17 protein-coding genes are annotated in these 17679 nt (G+C 65.1%); 8 read left to right on the top strand and 9 right to left on the bottom strand.

The annotated features are described in order from the left end of the window. Window positions 1-68: 68 nt before the first annotated feature. From G5C50_RS06975 to G5C50_RS06965, 3 genes are all read right to left on the bottom strand, one after another. Window positions 69-599 carry a GNAT family N-acetyltransferase gene (locus G5C50_RS06975; RefSeq protein ID WP_165066946.1) on the bottom strand — a complete coding sequence of 177 codons (531 nt, stop codon included), beginning with the start codon at window positions 597-599 and terminating at the stop codon, window positions 69-71. Window positions 600-726: 127 nt separating this feature from the next. Continuing rightward, window positions 727-1266: a carboxymuconolactone decarboxylase family protein gene (locus G5C50_RS06970; RefSeq protein ID WP_165066943.1), complete on the bottom strand. Its 540-nt coding sequence runs from the start codon at window positions 1264-1266 to the stop codon at window positions 727-729. 96 nt (window positions 1267-1362) lie between these two features. Continuing rightward, a complete protein-coding gene (locus G5C50_RS06965; RefSeq protein ID WP_165066941.1) occupies window positions 1363-1890 on the bottom strand; it encodes a peroxiredoxin in 528 nt (175 codons plus the stop codon). 234 nt (window positions 1891-2124) lie between these two features. On the opposite strand from G5C50_RS06965, the gene G5C50_RS06960 reads away from it, so the two are divergent. Next, window positions 2125-3021 carry a LysR family transcriptional regulator gene (locus tag G5C50_RS06960; protein ID WP_165066939.1) on the top strand — a complete coding sequence of 299 codons (897 nt, stop codon included), beginning with the start codon at window positions 2125-2127 and terminating at the stop codon, window positions 3019-3021. Between the two features lie 33 nt (window positions 3022-3054). Here the strand turns inward: G5C50_RS06960 and G5C50_RS06955 are convergent, their stop codons facing one another. The 4 genes from G5C50_RS06955 to G5C50_RS06940 are packed head-to-tail and all read right to left on the bottom strand — an operon-like array spanning window position 3055 to window position 7479. Then, window positions 3055-4107 (bottom strand): NAD(P)-dependent alcohol dehydrogenase, encoded by a 1053-nt coding sequence (locus G5C50_RS06955; RefSeq protein WP_165066936.1) that lies wholly within the window; start codon window positions 4105-4107, stop codon window positions 3055-3057. Between the two features lie 45 nt (window positions 4108-4152). Beyond that, entirely contained in the window at window positions 4153-5361 is a 1209-nt protein-coding gene (locus tag G5C50_RS06950) for a RidA family protein (RefSeq protein ID WP_165066934.1), read from the bottom strand. 34 nt (window positions 5362-5395) lie between these two features. Further along, window positions 5396-6064, bottom strand: a complete 669-nt coding sequence (locus tag G5C50_RS06945) for a metallophosphoesterase family protein (protein WP_165066932.1) — start codon at window positions 6062-6064, stop codon at window positions 5396-5398. Beyond that, a complete protein-coding gene (locus G5C50_RS06940; RefSeq protein ID WP_165066929.1) occupies window positions 6061-7479 on the bottom strand; it encodes a neutral/alkaline non-lysosomal ceramidase N-terminal domain-containing protein in 1419 nt (472 codons plus the stop codon). Before G5C50_RS06940 ends, G5C50_RS06945 begins: the two co-directional genes overlap by 4 nt. 168 nt (window positions 7480-7647) lie before the next feature. Between G5C50_RS06940 and G5C50_RS06935 the strand changes: the two genes are divergently transcribed. Further along, the gene (locus tag G5C50_RS06935; protein WP_165066927.1) at window positions 7648-9072 is read left to right on the top strand and encodes an arylsulfatase; all 1425 of its coding nucleotides are present in this window, start codon (window positions 7648-7650) and stop codon (window positions 9070-9072) included. Here G5C50_RS06935 and G5C50_RS06930 read toward each other — a convergent pair. Beyond that, window positions 8979-9899: a zinc-binding metallopeptidase gene (locus tag G5C50_RS06930; protein WP_165066925.1), complete on the bottom strand. Its 921-nt coding sequence runs from the start codon at window positions 9897-9899 to the stop codon at window positions 8979-8981. The genes G5C50_RS06935 and G5C50_RS06930 overlap by 94 nt on opposite strands. A 205-nt stretch (window positions 9900-10104) precedes the next feature. Between G5C50_RS06930 and ychF the strand changes: the two genes are divergently transcribed. The 6 genes from ychF to G5C50_RS06900 all read left to right on the top strand — a co-directional run bounded on the left by ychF (window position 10105) and on the right by G5C50_RS06900 (window position 16283). Beyond that, window positions 10105-11193 (top strand): redox-regulated ATPase YchF, encoded by a 1089-nt coding sequence (gene ychF / locus G5C50_RS06925; protein WP_165066922.1) that lies wholly within the window; start codon window positions 10105-10107, stop codon window positions 11191-11193. Window positions 11194-11322: 129 nt separating this feature from the next. Beyond that, window positions 11323-12234 (top strand): ABC transporter ATP-binding protein, encoded by a 912-nt coding sequence (locus tag G5C50_RS06920; RefSeq protein ID WP_165066920.1) that lies wholly within the window; start codon window positions 11323-11325, stop codon window positions 12232-12234. Next, window positions 12234-13325, top strand: coding sequence for an ABC transporter permease (locus G5C50_RS06915; RefSeq protein WP_165066917.1), 1092 nt, complete (start codon window positions 12234-12236; stop codon window positions 13323-13325). Before G5C50_RS06920 ends, G5C50_RS06915 begins: the two co-directional genes overlap by 1 nt. 18 nt (window positions 13326-13343) lie before the next feature. Further along, window positions 13344-14294: an ABC transporter ATP-binding protein gene (locus G5C50_RS06910; RefSeq protein ID WP_165066915.1), complete on the top strand. Its 951-nt coding sequence runs from the start codon at window positions 13344-13346 to the stop codon at window positions 14292-14294. Then, window positions 14291-15163 carry an ABC transporter permease gene (locus G5C50_RS06905; protein ID WP_165066912.1) on the top strand — a complete coding sequence of 291 codons (873 nt, stop codon included), beginning with the start codon at window positions 14291-14293 and terminating at the stop codon, window positions 15161-15163. Before G5C50_RS06910 ends, G5C50_RS06905 begins: the two co-directional genes overlap by 4 nt. Before the next feature lie 115 nt (window positions 15164-15278). After that, entirely contained in the window at window positions 15279-16283 is a 1005-nt protein-coding gene (locus G5C50_RS06900) for a 6-bladed beta-propeller (protein ID WP_165066911.1), read from the top strand. A 510-nt stretch (window positions 16284-16793) separates the two neighbouring features. Here G5C50_RS06900 and G5C50_RS33165 read toward each other — a convergent pair. Further along, window positions 16794-17486: a YdcF family protein gene (locus G5C50_RS33165; RefSeq protein WP_407673499.1), complete on the bottom strand. Its 693-nt coding sequence runs from the start codon at window positions 17484-17486 to the stop codon at window positions 16794-16796. Between the last annotated feature and the right edge of the window lie 193 nt (window positions 17487-17679).

Below are 17679 nucleotides of genomic sequence, written 5' to 3'. Positions count from 1 at the left end.
CTCGCAAGGACTCTTCTGAGGATAACCGGCCGACCGCCCGCGCGGAAGAACGTCCCGCCCAGGAGTGGTCAGCCGTCAACAGCTTTATAAAGCGTTTTTGCCTTTCGGAAACCGAGCGTCTTGTAGAGCATGACGGCCGACCGATTCTCGGCCGTCACCTCCAGATACGCGCGGCGAAGGCCCGCCTGATGGAAGCCCCAAAGCGCACGATTGACGAGGGCTCGGCCGAGACCCAATCCACGATACGCCGGCAGCACGCCCACGTTCTGGATTGCGCCGATCGGGCCGTAGTCGACGACTCCCTGGATCGTCCCCACGTAGCCGTCGGGACAGGCGATCAGCCAGGTCGCCGCGGGCAGAAAGCCGGGCTTGCGGCGGATCTCCCGCATCAGGCGTTGACAACCTTGGCGGTCTCCCAGACAGGGGAAGACGGCCGAATCGATCGCGTCGCGGAAGCTCTGGTATTTGACCTCGGCATGCTGGATCAGCAGCGTCTCGTCCCAGGGGGCCCAGAAGAACTGGCCGGGAAGAGGCGGCGACAGGTTCGACCCGTCGAGGTCCAACTCCATGCGCAGGCGTTTGTAGTACGTTATCGCCATCGGACGTCTGAATACCCGCCGTACCACGCCTCCCGACCACTCCGAACAGCCGCCTGCGACGGTCGGGACCACGACATTCTAGGAAGCGTGCGAAGGACGGTCAATCAGCCGGGACGGCGGCTCGCGGTCAGGCCACGCTTTCAGTCGCCTCAGCCGCGGTCGCAATCAGGAAGCCGTTGACCACGGCGGCGATCCGGACGGCCTGGTGAACCTTGTCCTCCGTATAACCTTCGTGCAGCAGGCTCTGCTCGTGGGCCTTGATGCACATCTCGCAGCCGGCCAGTGCGGCGCAGGCCATCGAGGCGAGTTCGAAGAGTCCCTTGCCGGCCGCCGGCTTGGCCATCCGCGACATCCGCAGACCGGCCTGACGCTGAGAATAGCTCGGTTTGCCGATCATGTGGCGGAAGCGATAGTAGACCGTATTCATTCCCATGATCGCGGCGGCGGCGCGGGCGTCGGCGATCGCCTCAGGCGTCAGGTGAACGGAACCAGCCGCGGTGAGAGCCTCGACCAACTCGCCGGCCCTCAGGAAATAGGCCGACGCCAGCGCCACGGCCCAGCGTTCGACGGGGAGCAGGTCGCCGTTGTCCAGGACGTTTCCCAGATTGAGTCGCAGGTCTTTGGTGTCGTCGCCCAGGGACGCTTTCAGGTCGTCAAGGGACCGCATCTTCGGAATCCTCATTGGGTCGTGGGAGTGAAGGCGGGGCCGCCGATCATCGCAACATCGCGGCGACGGCCCCGCTGAAATCGGTCGGGAAGGGGCTCAGACCGCGATGGTCGCTTCGCCCTTCTTCCAGTTGCAGGGGCAGAGTTCATCGGACTGGACGGCGTCCAGAACGCGAACGACCTCGTCGACGCTCCGGCCGACGTTGCCGTTGTAAACAGCCGCCCACTGGATCACGCCGTTGGGATCGACGAGGAACGTGGCGCGATTGGCGTAGCCTTCGACGGGGTCGCAGATCCCCAGCGCCGGGGCCAGCTTCTGAGCAGCGACCAGCGGATAGCCGAGGTCGTGGAGGTCGTCGTGGTCCTTGCACCAGGCGAGGTGCGAGAACTCGTTGTCGGTGCTTCCGCCCACGACCTCGCAGTCGCGGTCCTTGAAGTCTTCCAGACGCTCGCTGAAGGCCACCAGCTCGGTCGGGCAGACGAACGTGAAGTCCTTGGGATAGAAGAAGTAGACAACCCACTTGCCCGCGAACTGCTCGCTGCTGATCGTGAGCAACGCCTCGGGGCCGCTGCCAAGACTCGCCTTCGCCGTGAACTCAGGGAACTTGTCGCCGACGGTCAACATTTCGATCGATCTCCAGATCGCATTTCAACAGGGCGCTCGTTCGACGCGTCCACGACGCGCGACGGGCTGAATGAGAGGTTCCCGAGGACCGCCCTCGACGGCTCAATCGACGCCGCCCCGCCCAGGTCGTCCTGGGACGGCTCGTCCGGGAGGTCTCCTCAGTCATGGTCATCATAAGGGCTTTGGTCTATAATTCAACGCCGGGTCGAGCTATAGGATTCATAAGGTGCAATTATGGAATTCCAGCAGCTTCGGATGTTCCTCAAGGCGGCCGAGTTGGGGAGTTTCACGGGGGCGGCGCGAGAGTTCGGAGTGAGTCAGCCGGCGATCAGCCAGCAGATCGGTCGGCTGGAGCAGTCGTTGGGGCGGCAGCTCTTTGAGCGTCAGGGGAGACAGGTGGCGCTCACCGAGGCGGGCGAATTGCTGAGGCGGCGGGCGCTGCAGATCGTCTCGCTGGTGGACGACACGGCGAGACTCCTCTGCGACGACGGCGAGACGGGAAAGATCGTGGTTTCGGCGATTCCCACGATCGCCCCCTATCTGATGCCCGGCTTGCTGGAAGCCTTCCACGAGGAATATCCCCGGGCGCGAGTTGAAGTGAACGAGGAGGTGACCGAGGTCATCCTTCGCCGCTGCGCCCTTGGGGAAATCGACGTCGGCGTTCTGGCGATGCCGGCGTCGCGCGGGTATTTGAAGTTTGAGACCCTCTTTGAAGAGGAACTCCTCCTGGCCACCTCAGCCGATCATCCGCTCGTCGGACGCGATCAGGTTGAGCTGGACGATCTCCGCGATCTTCCGTTCGTCCTGCTGGATGAGGCCCACTGCCTCTCCGACGACATCCGCGGCTTCTGCCGACGCCGATTATTCCAGCCGGTGACGACAGGGCGCGTCAGCCAGCTTGCGACGGTTCAGCAACTGGTGGCTCAGGGGTTCGGTATTTCGCTGATCCCCCAGATGGCCGTCCCGGCCGAGCCCACGCCGCGGCTGCGGTTCCGCTCGCTCGACGGCGAGAAGCCGTCGCGGACGGTTACCGCCTGCTGGAACCCGGACCGGTATCAGTCTCGGCTGATGCTCAGCTTTTTGGAAACCCTGAAACACGCCCCGGTTCACCCGTCGTCGAGGACGACATGATTAGGTCCGGGGCGGTGGACGATCGACTCAGGCTCAGTTCTTCAGCGAGGCCATGTCGATGACGAATCGGTACCGAACGTCGCTCTTGAGGAGTCGATCGTAGGCGGTCTCGACGTCCTGAATGTTGATCAACTCGACGTCGCAGCCGATTCCGCGCTCGGCGCAGAAGTCGAGCATCTCCTGGGTTTCGGGGATGCCGCCGATGGCCGAACCGGCGAAGTTGCGTCGAGGGAGAATCAGGTTGAAGGCAGCGACGGGGAGGGGATTTTCCGGAGCGCCGACGAGGGTCAGAGTGCCGTCGAGCTTCAGAAGGTTCAGGTAGGCGTTGACGTCATGCTGGGCGGAGACGCAGTCGAGGATGAAGTCGAAGCTGCGAGCCCGGGCGGCCATCGCGTCGGGATCCTTGGATACGACGACCTCGTCAGCGCCGAGCCGCTTGGCGTCCTCGGCCTTGCCGGGGGATGTCGTAAACAGGACGACGTGCGCGCCGAAGGCGTGCGCGAACTTCACCCCCATGTGCCCCAACCCGCCGAGGCCGACGATCCCCACCGTCTGTCCGGGCCCCACCTTCCAGTGCTTCAGGGGCGAATACGTCGTAATCCCGGCGCAGAGCAGGGGAGCCGCGGCGGCGAGATCCTTGACCTTGTCCGACACCTTGAGCGCGAACGCCTCGTCGACGACGACGTTCTCCGAGTATCCGCCGAAGGTGACGCCGCCGAGGTGCTTGTCGGGGCCGTTATACGTGAAGACCGTGCCGCCGGTCTCGCAGAACTGCTCCAGGCCGGCTTTGCAGGAAGGGCAAGTGCGGCAGGAGTCGACCATGCAGCCGACGGCCGCCAGGTCGCCTTCCTTGAACTTCTTAACGTCCTTCCCGACCTTTGAGACCCGGCCGAGGATTTCATGGCCGGGGACGCAGGGATAGACCGTGTTGTGCCACTCGTTGCGGACCTGGTGGAGGTCGGAGTGGCAAACGCCGCAGTAGAGGATGTCGATGAGAACGTCGTTCGGGAGAGGATCGCGGCGACTCAGTGAGAACGGCGAAAGCGGGGAATCAGCCGCGCGAGCGGCGTAGGCCTTGGTGCTCATGTCGATTTCCATGAATGAGGAGAAAAGGAGCCGTCAAAAGGCGGATCAGGGGGTGACGGCGATCATGTCGATCTCGATGCCCCGGCCGGGAGAGGCGACGCCGGGGACGATGGCCTTGGAGGCGGCGGGAGGCCGGGCGGGGTCGTACAGCTTGGGGCGAATCGCACCCAACGCTGCGTCGGCGGTTGGATCGGAGACGTAATAGGTGGCCTTGGCCATGTTGCGGAAGTCTGATCCGGCTTCGGTCAGCAGGCCGCGGAGATCGTCGAAGATCCCCTGGACCTGGCCCGCCCCGTCGGCGCCCTTGGGACCGAGGAGTCCCGATGTGTAGACGAGTGAGCCGCGGTTCACGCGCGCTGATCGGCTAAAAACCGGAGACGGCTTCAACGGCGGCAACGGTGGGTATTCCACGGCGTCTGCTCCGGCCGGCGCGTCCGAAGCGGCGATCAACTCGATCTCGATGGGCGTCGTGGCCGGCGACTTCCAGCCGACGAGCACCAACGGCGGGGGCGTGTCACCCTCGTAAAAAGCGGCGAGTTCGCGCTCGACGACATCGGTCGAGTCGGCCGGTTGCACGAAGGCTTTGAACTGGGCGACATGCTCCCGGCCCAGTCCAAGCGTGCGGAGCGAATCTCCCAGGCTGCGAAGCGTCTGGCGAGTCGCCGTCGCGAGGTCGGCGTCCTGCTCGGCCTGGCCGGAGATGAAGACGCGGGGGCCTCCGGAGAGGATCGAGAAAGCCGCCGAGCCTTTCGTGAACCCGGTCAGAACGCCTTTCGTCACACGACGGCCCGGAGCGGGACTTTCCGCGACGCTCACCACGGCGTCGATCGCCAGGATGGCTCCGGGCCGTGCTGGCGTGCCGCCGACAAAGGTCCAGGCCGGGGCCTCGGCCCCTCCGAGGCGTTTCGCGAGAGCCGCCCGCAGCGGCTCTCGCCAGTCCTCGCGGCCCAGCACCACATGGAGCCGGACGACGTCGGCGAGATGAGAACCGGAGGCCAGGATCAGCCTATCGAGACGGTCAAGCGTCGTCTCGATCTGCTGGGCTTCAGCGACGACCCGGTCGAGTTCGTCGACAGGAAAGACCTGGGTCGTGTGGATGAGATTGGTCTGGAGCGGCACGATCACCGCCGCTGCGCCCGCTTGATCGGGCTCCAGGCGGAGCCGACGAATCTCGTCGCCGGCGTGTGCGATCGGTGAGGCAGCCGCGGCCGCCGTAAGCAGAAACAGGGCTGTCAAGCGTGTTGTGAGTGCCATATCGCGACGCATTGTAGGGTCGCGTGATGCGAAGTCAAAGGGGGCCGCATTCCACGACCGTCGTCCCAGCCTCCGTCACGTCGAGGACGACGGGGCGGTTCGCGGGCCTGTAGTCCTCGTTGAGCAACGAGGCGTTCACGAACGTCGTCGGGCCGATCGAGTAGACACCGTAGCCCGAGTGGACATGTCCCGCCACGGCGAGCGTGGGTTTCACGGCCTGGATTCGGCGCAGCAAACTGCGCGAGCCGACGGGGCCGCTGGGTGTGGGGTCGCCGTAGCTGAAGGGCGGTCCGTGCAGCAGGAGGATATTGGTCGCCTCGGGGATGAGGTCCCATCGGGAGGCCAACTCAGGCTCATCGAGATTGAACGCCCAGTTGTAGAAGGTCGGCTGCCAGGGCGTCCCCCAGATGGACGAACCCTCGAACGTCGTCGCCGAGTCCTGGAGGTAAGTCCACCGCAAGGGGCGGGAGAATCGTGGTTCGCCGTCTTCGAAGACGAAATCATGGTTTCCCGCCACGCCCACGACCGTCAGCCGCTCGGAGAGTCCGTCCAGCCAGACACGGAACGTACCGTCCAGCCAGATGCGTCCCTCGGCCTTGCCGTGCGCGTTCAAGGGGACGAGGTCGCCCGCGAGCAGGAGCAAGTCGCACTCGGGGATTTCAGGCAGGTAGCCGTGGAGGTCCGAGATGCAGCAGATCCTCATCGCGACGGCTCCCGATTCGACGGCGTCGGTGCGATCCTGGCGATCAGGTCGCGGACGGTTCCGACGATCGTCGCTTCGACTTCGGAGGCGAACGGGCCCGGGAGGTTCGCGTAGGAGCCGAAGATCGCGTCGCCTCCCTCATAGCCTCCTTCGGCCAGGACGCGGGCGGACGGGACGTAGCTGAAGACGTCGTCGGCGTAGGCGGCCACCCAGAGCGACCGCCCCGGCGCGGCGGCCTCGCGCTTGAGCCGCAATGAGTAGTCCACAACAACCTCGCCAGCCAGCGCGACCAGCACCAAGGAGTCGCCGAAGGAGAAAGCGTGGATCGGGTACGGATAGGTCGACGGGATCGGGCGGCCCGCGTCGATCGCGGCGATCAGCCTCCGTGCGTGGGCGCGTTGGACGGGCTTCTCGGGCGTTTCCTCGAGTCGGGCGACGTACGAGGCGCGGTCGGTTGGCCCGGCGAGCGGGAGGCCGGGCTCGGCGAAGGCCGTTCGCAGAGCGCCCTCGATTGCTCGCAGCCGATCGGGGCGAGCCAGCACATCCTCGACCGATTTCGCCAGCTCGTCGCCGTGAAGCCGTCCCAGCTCGACGGTCCCTCGAGGATTCGGATTGGCGTCGGCGCCGCATCCCATGGCGAAGAGGGCGACGACGCCGGGGTGGTCGGCTTCGAGTTTCGCCTGCGCGAAGCCGGCGTAATCGCCAGAGATCGTCATGATCTTGTCGGTTAGCGTCGTGTTGTGGCAGGCGTAGCCGAACAGCACGGCCACGAGGTTCCCCTCCGAGTCGACGGCCCGAAGCACCGGCACGGCGCGATCGACGGGGCCGTCGGGATTGAGGCCGATCTTGTAGCCGTTCGGCGTCTTCTCGCGGCGGTTGATCGCGAAACGCGCCTCACCCTCGCCGTTGGCCAACTCGACAGGCCGTAGCGAGCGCAGAGCCGAAGCGGCGACGCCGACGAGCTTTTCCTCGATGTCGCGGCGGAAGTCGTCGTTGGGCTTCGCTTGCGCCAGATCCATGCCGCGCTCGGTCAGCATCGGCCGGGCGTCGCGGACGAGCGGGGCCGTGTGGGTGTGCGACGCAAAGAGGGCGACTGACCCTCGAGGCAGCCCATGGGCCTGGCCGATCCGATCGAACACCCGGGACGCGAACCCACGATCGAAGCCGACGACGTCGGCCGTGAGCAGCACGGCCGTCGACCCGGAAGGATCCCGAAGGGCCAGCGCCTTCACCTTGATCGGAAGCGTCACGCCTTCCGACTGTGATTTGCGGGAGGCATAGCCCGCGAGCCAGACGGGTCCTGGCGGCGTGACGTCGGCCGCCGCAGCGCCTGCCGACCAGCCCTCGGCGGCTTCTGCAGAGGAGGCTGCGGTTGCGATCGCCAGAAGGTACGCCGCCGCTCGTCGGATCGTCATCGTCTACCTCCGGTCGTTCTCGAGGTCGTCGCGGCATCGTAACCGGCGCATAGCCGCGAAGCGAGCCCCGAAGCCGGCGATCTGGCCGTGCGCCTTTCGGTCGATTACAAAGAGGGGTCGCCCTCCCCTCGCGACTTATCCCCATTCGGCGCAGCTTCGGAGACTCTCATGAGCGGACGAACCTGGACGAACAGGCTTTGCGCCTTTCTGCTTCTGGCGACAGCGGCTCCGGTATGGGCCCGCGACGGCAAGCCGAACGTCGTCTTCATCTTCGCCGACGACCTTGGCAAGTTCGAGGTGGGCGTGCATGGGCAGGCGAAGATCCGGACGCCTTCGATCGACCATCTCGCCGCCGAGGGGATGCGTTTCGACCGGTTCTACTCGGGGTCACCCGTCTGCGCGCCGTCGCGCTGCACGTTGATGACCGGCAAGCACTCGGGCCACGGCTTCGTCCGAGACAATCGAGAGATCCAGCCGGAGGGCCAGGCGCCGATCCCCGACTCCGAAATCACGATGGCCGAGATGTTCAAGTCGCGCGGCTACGCCACAGCGGCGATCGGCAAGTGGGGCCTGGGCTTTCCCGGGTCCGAAGGCGAGCCGCTCAAGCAAGGGTTTGACCATTTCTTCGGGTACAACTGCCAGCGACACGCCCACAACCACTATCCAACATACCTTTGGAACGACCACGAGAGGGTGATGCTCAAGGGAAACACGGCCGGACTTACGGGCGAGACCTTCTCGCACGACCTTTTCGAGGCCGAGTCCTTGAAATTCATCCGCGAGCACAAGGACGCCCCGTTCTTCCTGTTCCTGCCGTTCATCATCCCGCACGTCGCCCTTCAGGTTCCGGAGGATTCGCTGGCCGAGTACACCGATAAGCTCGAAGACGCCAATCCGTACAAGGGCGACAAGGGATATCTGCCCCACCCAAAGCCCCACGCCGCCTACGCTGCGATGGTCACGCGGATGGATCGAACCGTCGGACGAATTCTCGACGAGTTGAAGGCGACGGGTATCGACGACGACACCATCGTGATCTTCTCCTCGGACAACGGGCCGACCCACGACGTCGGCGGCGCGGACACTGGATTCTTCAAGTCCGGCGGCGATTTGCGGGGGCTGAAGGGCTCGGTCTATGAGGGGGGGATTGCGGTCCCCTTCATCGTTCGTTGGCCAGGACGGATCAAGCCGGGGACCACGAGCGACTTCATCGGCTACTTTCCGGACGTCCCCGCGACTTTGTTGGATCTGGCGGGGATCGGCGACGCCCTGCCGCCGGGGCTGGATGGAGTGAGTTTCGCCCCGACGCTCCTCGGCCGTCCGGACGCCCAGAAGGCCCACGATTTCCTCTACTGGGAGTTCGCCTCCTACGGTGGCCAGCAGGCGGTTCGGATGGGACCCTGGAAGGGAGTTCGACAGAACCTCCGCCAGGGGAAGACGGCGATCGAGATCTACAACTTGGACGCCGATCCCAGGGAGTCGCACGACGTCGCCGCCGATCAGCCGGAGATCGTCGCTCGGATCAAGGAGATCATGGAACGGTCCCACGTCCCCTCGACGCTCTTCCCGTTGCCGAGCATCGATTCGAAGTGAGCCTCAGGATGAGGAGGGGGGGCCGCTGGCGACCGGACAGGCCCAATGGGCGTGTCCGGTCGTTCCGCGATGCGCTTCCAGAACACCTCGTCGACGGATGGCTCGAACGCTTTGAGCATGTCTTTCATGCGGGCGACTTTGCGCCAGATGATTGGATCAGCGCTGCTCCGACGTTCGACCTCGCGAGGGATCATGATCAGCCGTGAGAAGACCTCCGCCTTGTCTTCCTCGACGCCGGAGGTCGCGTAAGCCGTCAGAAAGCCGCGGGTCTTTTCGTTCGGCAGGGAACCAGAGGGGTCGTCCTGGACGTTGGCGCCTCCCGGACCGTAGCGGAAGTCGATCGGGTTCAGCGCCGACCATGCGTCGTCACGATAGACCTCGCCGTCGTCCTGGTAGTCGACGAGGTGGAAGAATTCGTGATGAATCGCGGTTCGCTGGTAAGGTGGGCTGGCGGAGCCTCGGACGACATCCAGATAAAGGTCCCCGTGCCAGTAGTCGGGGATCGCTCCTCGAAGTTCCCCGTTGAACGCCAGGTCTGAGCAGAGAACCAGCCGCCGTAGGCGAGCCTTTCGAACCAGGGATGCGGGGTAGAGGGCAAATTCCTCGGAGAGGAGTCGGGCGTACTTCGTCAGGCCGGAGCCGGTCGGCTTCGCCGTTATGGGCCCGAATGGGGTCTCGACGTCGAGATCGGTCCGAACATTCACGACCTGTACGGCTGCTTCCTTCGCGGCCCGGTCGAGCGCTGCGGGGATTTCCGCTGGTTCTTCCGCGTAGGTGGGAACCCCCGCCGAGGCCATCGCGAAGCACAGTAGACCGATCGGGCGCATGAGCGGGCGTCCGAGAGGTGAGGCGGGGGCGGCCGGCCCAGCGTCGGCCTTACTCCCGAATCTAAGCGCCGGCTCGCCTGGATGGGAACGCGGGCCTTCGGAATTCGTGGAGACGCCGTGGGGCGTCGCCGGGTACGATAATCCGCTTCATCGGCCGTCGGGCCGGCGAGATTCAACCACCAAGGGACAAGGGCGTCGCTTCGCTATGAGGGCTGGCATCGTCGGTTTGCCGAACGTCGGCAAGAGTACGCTTTTCAACGCACTGACCAGCTCCAAGGCGGCTCAGAGCGCGAACTATCCTTTCTGCACCATCGAGCCGAACGAGGGGGTCGTCAGCGTCCCCGACGGGCGGCTGGAGCGGATCAGCCGATACATCGTCCCCAAAAAGCTGGTGCCTGCGGCGCTGCGGTTGGTGGACATCGCCGGCATCGTCAAGGGGGCCAGCGAGGGCGAGGGGCTCGGAAACAAGTTCCTCAGCCACATCCGCGAGGTCGACGCCATTCTTCAGGTCGTCCGCTGCTTCGAGGACCCGGACGTCGTCCACGTCGCTGGGGCCGTCGATCCGCTCTCGGACGTCGAGACGGTCGAAATCGAGTTGATGCTGGCCGACCTCCAGACGTTGGAGAACGCCCTGCCCAAGGCTGAGCGCACGGCCAAGAGCGGCGAGAAAGAAGCCAAGCTCCGCGTCGAGGCGATCAAGCACTGTCTGGAGCACCTCGGCAAGGACCAGCCGCTCCGAACGCTGACGCTCGACCCGGCCGAGGCCGCGGCGATCTCCAGCTTCGGCCTGATGACGGCCAAGCCGATCCTCTACGTCGCGAACGTCGACGAGAACGACCTGCACGGTGAGGGACCGCTGGCGATCAAGGTCCGTCAGCGAGCAAAGGAGATCGGGGCAGGGGTCGTCGCCGTCTGCGCCAAGCTCGAAGCCGAGATCGCCGAGCTAGACGAGGCCGACCGCTTGGAAATGCTCCACTCCTCCGGTCTCGACGAGCCCGCGCTGGCGGTCCTGGCCCGTGAGGCCTACCGGATCCTGGGGTTGCAGAGCTACTTCACGGCCGGCGAAAAGGAAGTTCGGGCCTGGACGGTCCACGTCGGCGCGACGGCCCCTCAGGCGGCCGGCGTGATCCACACCGACTTCGAAAAGGGGTTCATCCGGGCCGAGGTCTACACCCTCGACGACCTGGAGACCTACAAGTCGGAGAAGGAAATCCGCGCCGCGGGCAAGCTCCGCGTCGAGGGCAAGGCCTACGTGATGCAGGACGGCGATATCTGCCACTTCCTGTTCAATTGATCGAGCGTCGATCGGTTCCGCCGCCGGCCGATTGCGGCCGGCGCGCCGGGGCCGCACAATAATCGGGCGGCGTTCGCGAACGCCTGTTGTGGACGCCCCGACGCCGCGACGGCCTCATCCCGGTGCCCGATGCTGATCGAGCTGGAAGATCTGACGAAGACCTACGGGGCCGTCACGGCCCTGTCGGGGCTCTCGTTGTCGCTCCCGGAAGGCGCAGTGGGGCTCCTCGGCCCCAACGGCGCGGGCAAGACGACGATGATTCGGAGCCTGCTGGGCCTCGTCCGGATCGACTCGGGCAGTGGACGTGTTCTGGGGATGGATCTCACGTCGCAGCCCCTGGAGATCCGCCAGGCCGTCGGCTTCGTCCCGGAGGACGAATGCCTCTTCCCCGGCGTCACGGGCGTCCAGTTCGTGGCTTACGCCGGCGAACTGGTCGGCATGCCCCCTCGCGACGCCCTCCGTCGCGCCCATGAGGTGCTCGACTACGTCGATCTCCGCGAGGCCCGCTACCGCCGCGCCGAGTCGTACTCGACGGGCATGAAACAGCGGCTGAAGATCGCCTCGGGAATCGTCCACGATCCCAAGCTTCTGATCCTCGACGAACCGACCAACGGCATGGATCCGGCCGGCCGTCGCGAGATCCTCGATCTCTGCCGCGACCTCTCGCGGGCCAAGGGGATGAACCTGCTCATCTCCAGCCACCTGTTGCCAGACGTCGAGGCCGTCTGCGAGTACGTCGTCGTGATGGGTCGTGGACGCGTCCTCGCCCAGGGGCGGATCGAGGAGCTGAAGAAGCCCCATACCAACGAATTTGAATTGCGGGTGCGGGGAGATCAGACGCGGTTCGCCGCGGCGCTCGCCGATCGAGGCGTCGACTCCACGGCCGTTGACGACCACCTACGCGTCGCCCTCCCCGCCGGCGAAGGCGTGGCGGCGCTCTGGGCGGCCGCAGATGAGACGTCCGAGCAGATCCGTCTGCTCCGCCCCCGCCGGAGCACGCTGGAAGAGGTCTTCCTCCAGGCTGTCGAGGGCGCGAGCTGATGCCGATCCTGGACCAGGGATATCAACACTGGGACGGCAAGCTCGCCGGCCACGCGTTTCGGTGGCTGGCCATCACCCGTAACGGCGTGAAGGCCCAGTTCAAGAACCGATGGCTGGTCACCACCCTGATCGGTGCACTGGCTCCCGCACTCCTGCTGGCCGCCTTCCTGGCGCTGTGGGGCCTGTTTGAACAGAAGTCGTCGATCCTCGCTCCGTTCCTGTTTCTCTTCCAGGGGCTTCCCGAGGAGATCTCATCTGGGCCGAAAGGCTTTCGGACGACGTTCTGGACTCTGGCCTTCGTGCAGTTTTTTCAGGTCCAACTCGTCTTCAGCTTCCTGCTGGTGATGCTGGTCGGGCCGGACCTCATCAGCCAGGATCTCCGGTTCAACGCCCTGCCGCTGTATCTCTCCCGTCCTCTTCGTCGAATCGACTATTTTCTGGGGAAGTTCGGCGTGATCGCCGCATTCCTGCTGGCGGTGATGCTGGCTCCGGCGATTCTGGCGTACCTGCTGGGGCTCGCGTTCAGTCTGGATCCAGCAACGCTCACGGACACCTGGCGAGTGCTTGCGGCGTCGGTCGCGTTCAGCCTTGTGGTTGCGGGCTCGACGGGGCTGCTCATTCTGGCCTTCTCGTCGCTCTCGCGCAATTCGCGGTTCGTCACGGCGATGTGGGTCGGCGTCTGGATGCTCGGAGGAGCGGCGGCCGACGCGATTCGACGTGGCGGAGCCGAGGAGTGGGCGCCTCTGGCCTCGTACTCCGCCGACCTCGTTTCGGTTCGCGACGCCCTTTTCGACTACGACGCCCAGTGGGAACGCGTGGCGGGCGTCTTCCGAGCAAGTCGCGAGGCGATGGAGGCGGCGGCGCGCTCACGCCAGCGCCCGCGGCGACCCAGAATCTTCGGCATTCCCATCGGCCCCCCGCCGCCCCCAGGTGCCCCCGACGAGGGTCCGCCTCCGCCTCGGATCCGCGTGGAATCCGCCGCTCAGCGCCGTCCTCCCTGGAAATGGTCGGCTGGAGTGCTGGCGGGGCTCGCAGTCGCGTCGGCGGTCGTCCTGTCCACGAGGGTCCGTTCGCTGGACCGTCTGAAGTAAAAGAGGGACCTCGACGAGATGAGCACGACCGCCCCCCCCGAGACTCCGGCGGTGATCGAGTTCCGCTCGGTCTCCAAGTGGTACGGCCAGGTGATCGGTCTGAACAACCTGTCGCTCCGAGTGGGGCGGGGCGTGACCGGTCTCCTCGGGCCCAACGGCGCGGGGAAGAGCACGCTGCTGCAACTGGCGACCGGCCAGCTTCGCCCTAGCCAGGGGGAAGTCCGCGTGCTGGGCGTGCGGCCCTGGAGCAACTCCGGCCTCAACCGATACATCGGACTCTGCCCCGAACAGGACGCAATGTTTGAGTGGATGACGGGCCGCAACTTCCTCCGCACCTGCGGGACGCTTGCCGGCCTGGGGGGCCGTGAGGCGCGCAAGGCCGCCGACCGGGTTCTGGAACAGGTCCGGATGACGGCCGCCGCCGATCGCCCGGTGCGCGGATACTCGAAGGGGATGCGGCAGCGGACCAAGCTCGCCCAGGCTCTCGTCCACGACCCCGAGGTCCTCTTCCTGGACGAGCCCCTCACCGGCACCGATCCGGTCGCCCGCCATGAGCTGATGGAACTCGTTGGATCGCTGGCGAAGCAAGGAAAGACGATCCTCGTCTCCAGCCATGTGCTCTACGAGGTTCAGTCACTCACCTCGCAGATCGTGCTGATGAACCACGGGCGATTGGTCGCCTTCGGCGATGTTCGTCAGATTCGCGGTCTGATCGACGCCCACCCGCACCGGATCGTTTTGAAGGGACCCAACCGCCGCGCCCTGGCCGCCAAGCTCGTTCGCTGGGACGACGTGGAGGGAGTGGAACTGCCCCGCGACGAACGCTCGATCGTCGTCGAGACCCGCGCTCCCGACGTCTTCTACCAGCGGCTGCCGGCCCTGGCGCGCGAGGCTGACGCCCCGATCGAGGAAATCTATTCCGACGACGACAACCTGGAAGCCGTCTTCAAGTATCTGGTGAACTCATGACCTCGGCTTCAACGCCCGCCGCCACCCCGCCGCCCGTCGGGGGCCCGCCCTGGGTCGATCCCGTGCCGGTCTCGAACGTCCCCTCACTTGGGGCCCTGGCGACGGTGCTCAGGATCACAGTCGAACGGCAGCTCCGCGGCAAGCGGATCTGGCTGTTCGTTTTGATCTTTGCGGCCCCGGTCGCAGTCGCTCTGCTCGTTCGTCGGAACGAGGTCCCATACGACGCCGGGGACAGCGAGCGGGCTCTGATCTTCAGACTGATCCCCCAGGCGGTCCTGCCACTGGCTGCACTGCTGTTCGCGTCGAGCCTGGTGCAGGACGACGTGGAGGAGCAGACGCTCACCTATCTGCTGATCCGCCCGATCCCTCGTTGGGCGATTTACCTGGCGAAGGTTCTCGGGGCTACGCTCGTCACCGCGGCCCTCGCGGGTCTCTTCACGACGGCCGCCATCGCAGCCGTGAACTGGGGGATCGACCACTATGGCGCGGCCGAACTGATCGAGCAGGCGGGGGCGACGGCCGGACTCTGGGCGTTGGCTCTGCTGGCCTACATCTCGATCTTCGGTTTTTTCGGGCTGCTCACGAAACGAGTGCTGGTCGTCGGCGTGGGGTATACCCTGGTCTTCGAGGGGGTCGTCTCGACGATTCCGTTCCTGGTGCGGTATGGAACGATCCTCTTCCACATGCGCGTCCTGATCCTACGCCTGCTAGGAGGGAACGGCAGCGACTGGTCGATCGATTTGGACGAGGCTCCGACCGCCGCGACTTCCATATCGGTTTTGCTTGGCGTGTCGACCGTGTTCCTCGCCCTGGGGGCCTGGCTGTTCAGCGTCCGCGAGTTCCGCGTGAAAACACCTGAGGGAAGCTGATCAAAAGAACGTGTCGCCCGGTAGGCGGCGTGGTCTTTCTCTTGGTCTTCGGGCCCGGTAGGCTTTGCGAATTCCCCTTCCAAGGGCGTCACCCCAGCCTGCAGGAGACTTGATCATGACCAGCCGCCTCGCATCTGTTGCACTCGCATTCGCCCTCGGGACCGTGTCGGCAGGCTTTGCGGCCGATACGCCGCTGCCCGTCCGGATGGGCTGCGGCGCGATGACGTTCGACACCGTGCCGGGCTGGGGCCTGGCGGCCGACGGCAAGTCGGCGATTGGCCCGTGCCATGGCGGCGTCGCAGTGGGCAAGGACGGAAGCATCTACACGAGCGCTCACGCCGGCGTCTTCGTTTTTTCGCCCGACGGCAAGGTGATCCGCACCTTCCTCGGCGACAACTATTCCGACATGCACGACATCAAGATCCGCTCGGAAGAGGGGGGCGAGTTCCTTTACGGGGCCCGCAACAACAACGCCGAGGGAGTCAAGCTCAACGCCCAGACCGGCGAAATCGTCCTGAAGCTGCCGTTCCCGAAGGAGTCGGGCCTGGATCTGAAGAAGTTCAACCCGACCGCGATCACCGTCGCACCCAACGGCGACATCTTCCTCTCCGACGGCTACGCCAGCGACCGCATCTTCAAGTTCGACAAGACCGGCAAGTATCTGATGCACTTCGGGACGCACGGCGACGGCCTGCAAGAGTTCCACACCGCTCACGGCATGACGCTCGACACGCGGTACGAGCCCCCGCGGCTCCTGATCTGCGACCGCAACCACCTGCCCAAGGGGCGTCTGTTGCACTACGACCTGGACGGCAAGTTCATCGGCGAGGTCGTCACCGGCCTGGGCATGCCGACCTCGGCCAACGTTCAGGGGGACTTCGTTTCCGTTCCCGACCTGCACGGGCGGTTGGTGATCCTGGACAAAAACAACACGATCATCGCCGTGCTGGGCAACAACCCCGACGCGAAGAAGGGGGGCAGCTACAACGTGCCGCAGAACCAGTGGATCGAAGGAGTGTTCAGCGGAACCCACGGTTCGTCGTGGGACCAGGACGGGAACCTCTACATTCAGGACTGGAACGTCTCCGGCCGAATCATGAAGCTTCTCCGCGTGAAGTGAGCTTCCTTCGGAACCTGGACCTAGCGCGGCCGCCAACCGGCGGTCGCGCCGGTTACCCGACTCGAGGTCGAGCGTCATCGCTCGTCGGGGATGCAACGGAACCCGTTGTGTTCCATCGAAGTGCGAGAGGAGGGACATGAGCCCTCATGAGTGGTCTCGACCATGGGGACCACTTCAGCACTGCTGCGAGCGGAAACGTTCCTCGTCTATCAGAGCGGTTCCAGCGGCCTTGGCTGAAGACTCGGAGGCAGCACAGGCGAGGTTGACTATGCCTGAACGGCAGTCTGTACGCGCGGCTGAGGCCGGCTCCAGGGCGGGGTGGGGGGATGTGACAAGCTCGGCTAGGCCCTCGACGGCGAGCCGTCCGAGTGCGTCGCGCGACCGCTCGGGAGGGAAGTGTGGCGGGAGTCTACTGACAATATAAATATGGAAACTGATTTCATCAGGCCATGTTTCGTCTCTTGAGGTCTCTATGTTCGTGTTGCGACAGTTGGATTGACTTGTTTTGTGTCAAATCCGGCCTCGAATCCAGTATATACCCAGGCCGATCCATTCGTGAGCGACGTCCATACAAGATTGGACCGCAGCTGCGCTAGGCAAGAGAGCTCGGAGCGAGGGTCGGAATCGGATCGCCTGGTGGTGGCAGGGAGCCGGCACGGCGTCGATTCCCTGCTTCTGGAAGCAGCGCATGGCTCGCTCCATGTGGATCGCCTCGGTGACTAGGATGACGGCCCCAGGAGGTCGAAGGCCGAGTTTCTCACGGCATTCTGCGGCGTTCTCGTACGTCGTGCGCGAGGCAGCTTCCTCGACCAGGGTCGAGCAGGGAATGCCTTGAGCCACGAGAAAATCTCGCATCAATCTCGCGCAGGTCGGGCTGGCTGGTGAGGCATCGATCGGGCCGCCGCTGACCAGGATGGGCAGATTGCCGCACTTACGCGCAACTTCGGCGGCGTGTAGGCAACGATAGAGCGTGCTGGGGCCCAGTTCAGCGGTTCGACGCCAGCCATCCGCGGCCGCAGCGCTACCGGCGAGGACCACTACCACCTTGGCCCCAGGCGGCCTGATTTCCAGGGGTGGGTATCTCCATTCCAGGCTCCCTAGCAAAGAGTAAGCCACCACCGGCTGACTGACCGTGGTCAGGCATAGGACGGCAGCCGTCAGGCCGGCCAAGCGACGCCTGGGCGGCCGGGGCCGACACCACATGCGAACGACGGCGACCCAAGTCAGAAGGACCGACAGCGTGAAAGGGTTCAGGATTCGTTCTGGAAGCGACACGGCGAACCTCCCACTCTATGCGGGTCTGCAGCTATTCCACCCGAATTGTCGCGTGGCGGAATCGAGGGGATGCTGGGCGGGTGACTCAGGGATCCGTTGCCGCTTTGTTGGCTGGCTTCGC

The organism is Paludisphaera rhizosphaerae, assembly GCF_011065895.1.
Classification (GTDB): Bacteria; Planctomycetota; Planctomycetia; order Isosphaerales; family Isosphaeraceae; genus Paludisphaera; species Paludisphaera rhizosphaerae.
Note: the sequence above shows the minus strand (reverse complement) of the source record. Positions and strands in the feature narration are given on the sequence as shown.

What these genes read in the sequence shown, in the direction of transcription:
- G5C50_RS06920 (WP_165066920.1), top strand. Translation starts at nt 11,323, where the DNA reads ATGCTGATCGAGCTGGAAGATCTGACGAAGACCTACGGGGCCGTCACG.
- G5C50_RS06930 (WP_165066925.1), bottom strand. Translation starts at nt 9,899, where the DNA reads ATGCGCCCGATCGGTCTACTGTGCTTCGCGATGGCCTCGGCGGGGGTT.
- G5C50_RS06965 (WP_165066941.1), bottom strand. Translation starts at nt 1,890, where the DNA reads ATGTTGACCGTCGGCGACAAGTTCCCTGAGTTCACGGCGAAGGCGAGT.
- G5C50_RS06955 (WP_165066936.1), bottom strand. Translation starts at nt 4,107, where the DNA reads ATGAGCACCAAGGCCTACGCCGCTCGCGCGGCTGATTCCCCGCTTTCG.
- G5C50_RS06950 (WP_165066934.1), bottom strand. Translation starts at nt 5,361, where the DNA reads ATGGCACTCACAACACGCTTGACAGCCCTGTTTCTGCTTACGGCGGCC.
- G5C50_RS06910 (WP_165066915.1), top strand. Translation starts at nt 13,344, where the DNA reads ATGAGCACGACCGCCCCCCCCGAGACTCCGGCGGTGATCGAGTTCCGC.
- ychF (WP_165066922.1), top strand. Translation starts at nt 10,105, where the DNA reads ATGAGGGCTGGCATCGTCGGTTTGCCGAACGTCGGCAAGAGTACGCTT.
- G5C50_RS06905 (WP_165066912.1), top strand. Translation starts at nt 14,291, where the DNA reads ATGACCTCGGCTTCAACGCCCGCCGCCACCCCGCCGCCCGTCGGGGGC.
- G5C50_RS06935 (WP_165066927.1), top strand. Translation starts at nt 7,648, where the DNA reads ATGAGCGGACGAACCTGGACGAACAGGCTTTGCGCCTTTCTGCTTCTG.
- G5C50_RS06960 (WP_165066939.1), top strand. Translation starts at nt 2,125, where the DNA reads ATGGAATTCCAGCAGCTTCGGATGTTCCTCAAGGCGGCCGAGTTGGGG.
- G5C50_RS06940 (WP_165066929.1), bottom strand. Translation starts at nt 7,479, where the DNA reads ATGACGATCCGACGAGCGGCGGCGTACCTTCTGGCGATCGCAACCGCA.
- G5C50_RS33165 (WP_407673499.1), bottom strand. Translation starts at nt 17,486, where the DNA reads ATGTGGTGTCGGCCCCGGCCGCCCAGGCGTCGCTTGGCCGGCCTGACG.
- G5C50_RS06900 (WP_165066911.1), top strand. Translation starts at nt 15,279, where the DNA reads ATGACCAGCCGCCTCGCATCTGTTGCACTCGCATTCGCCCTCGGGACC.
- G5C50_RS06945 (WP_165066932.1), bottom strand. Translation starts at nt 6,064, where the DNA reads ATGAGGATCTGCTGCATCTCGGACCTCCACGGCTACCTGCCTGAAATC.
- G5C50_RS06915 (WP_165066917.1), top strand. Translation starts at nt 12,234, where the DNA reads ATGCCGATCCTGGACCAGGGATATCAACACTGGGACGGCAAGCTCGCC.
- G5C50_RS06970 (WP_165066943.1), bottom strand. Translation starts at nt 1,266, where the DNA reads ATGCGGTCCCTTGACGACCTGAAAGCGTCCCTGGGCGACGACACCAAA.
- G5C50_RS06975 (WP_165066946.1), bottom strand. Translation starts at nt 599, where the DNA reads ATGGCGATAACGTACTACAAACGCCTGCGCATGGAGTTGGACCTCGAC.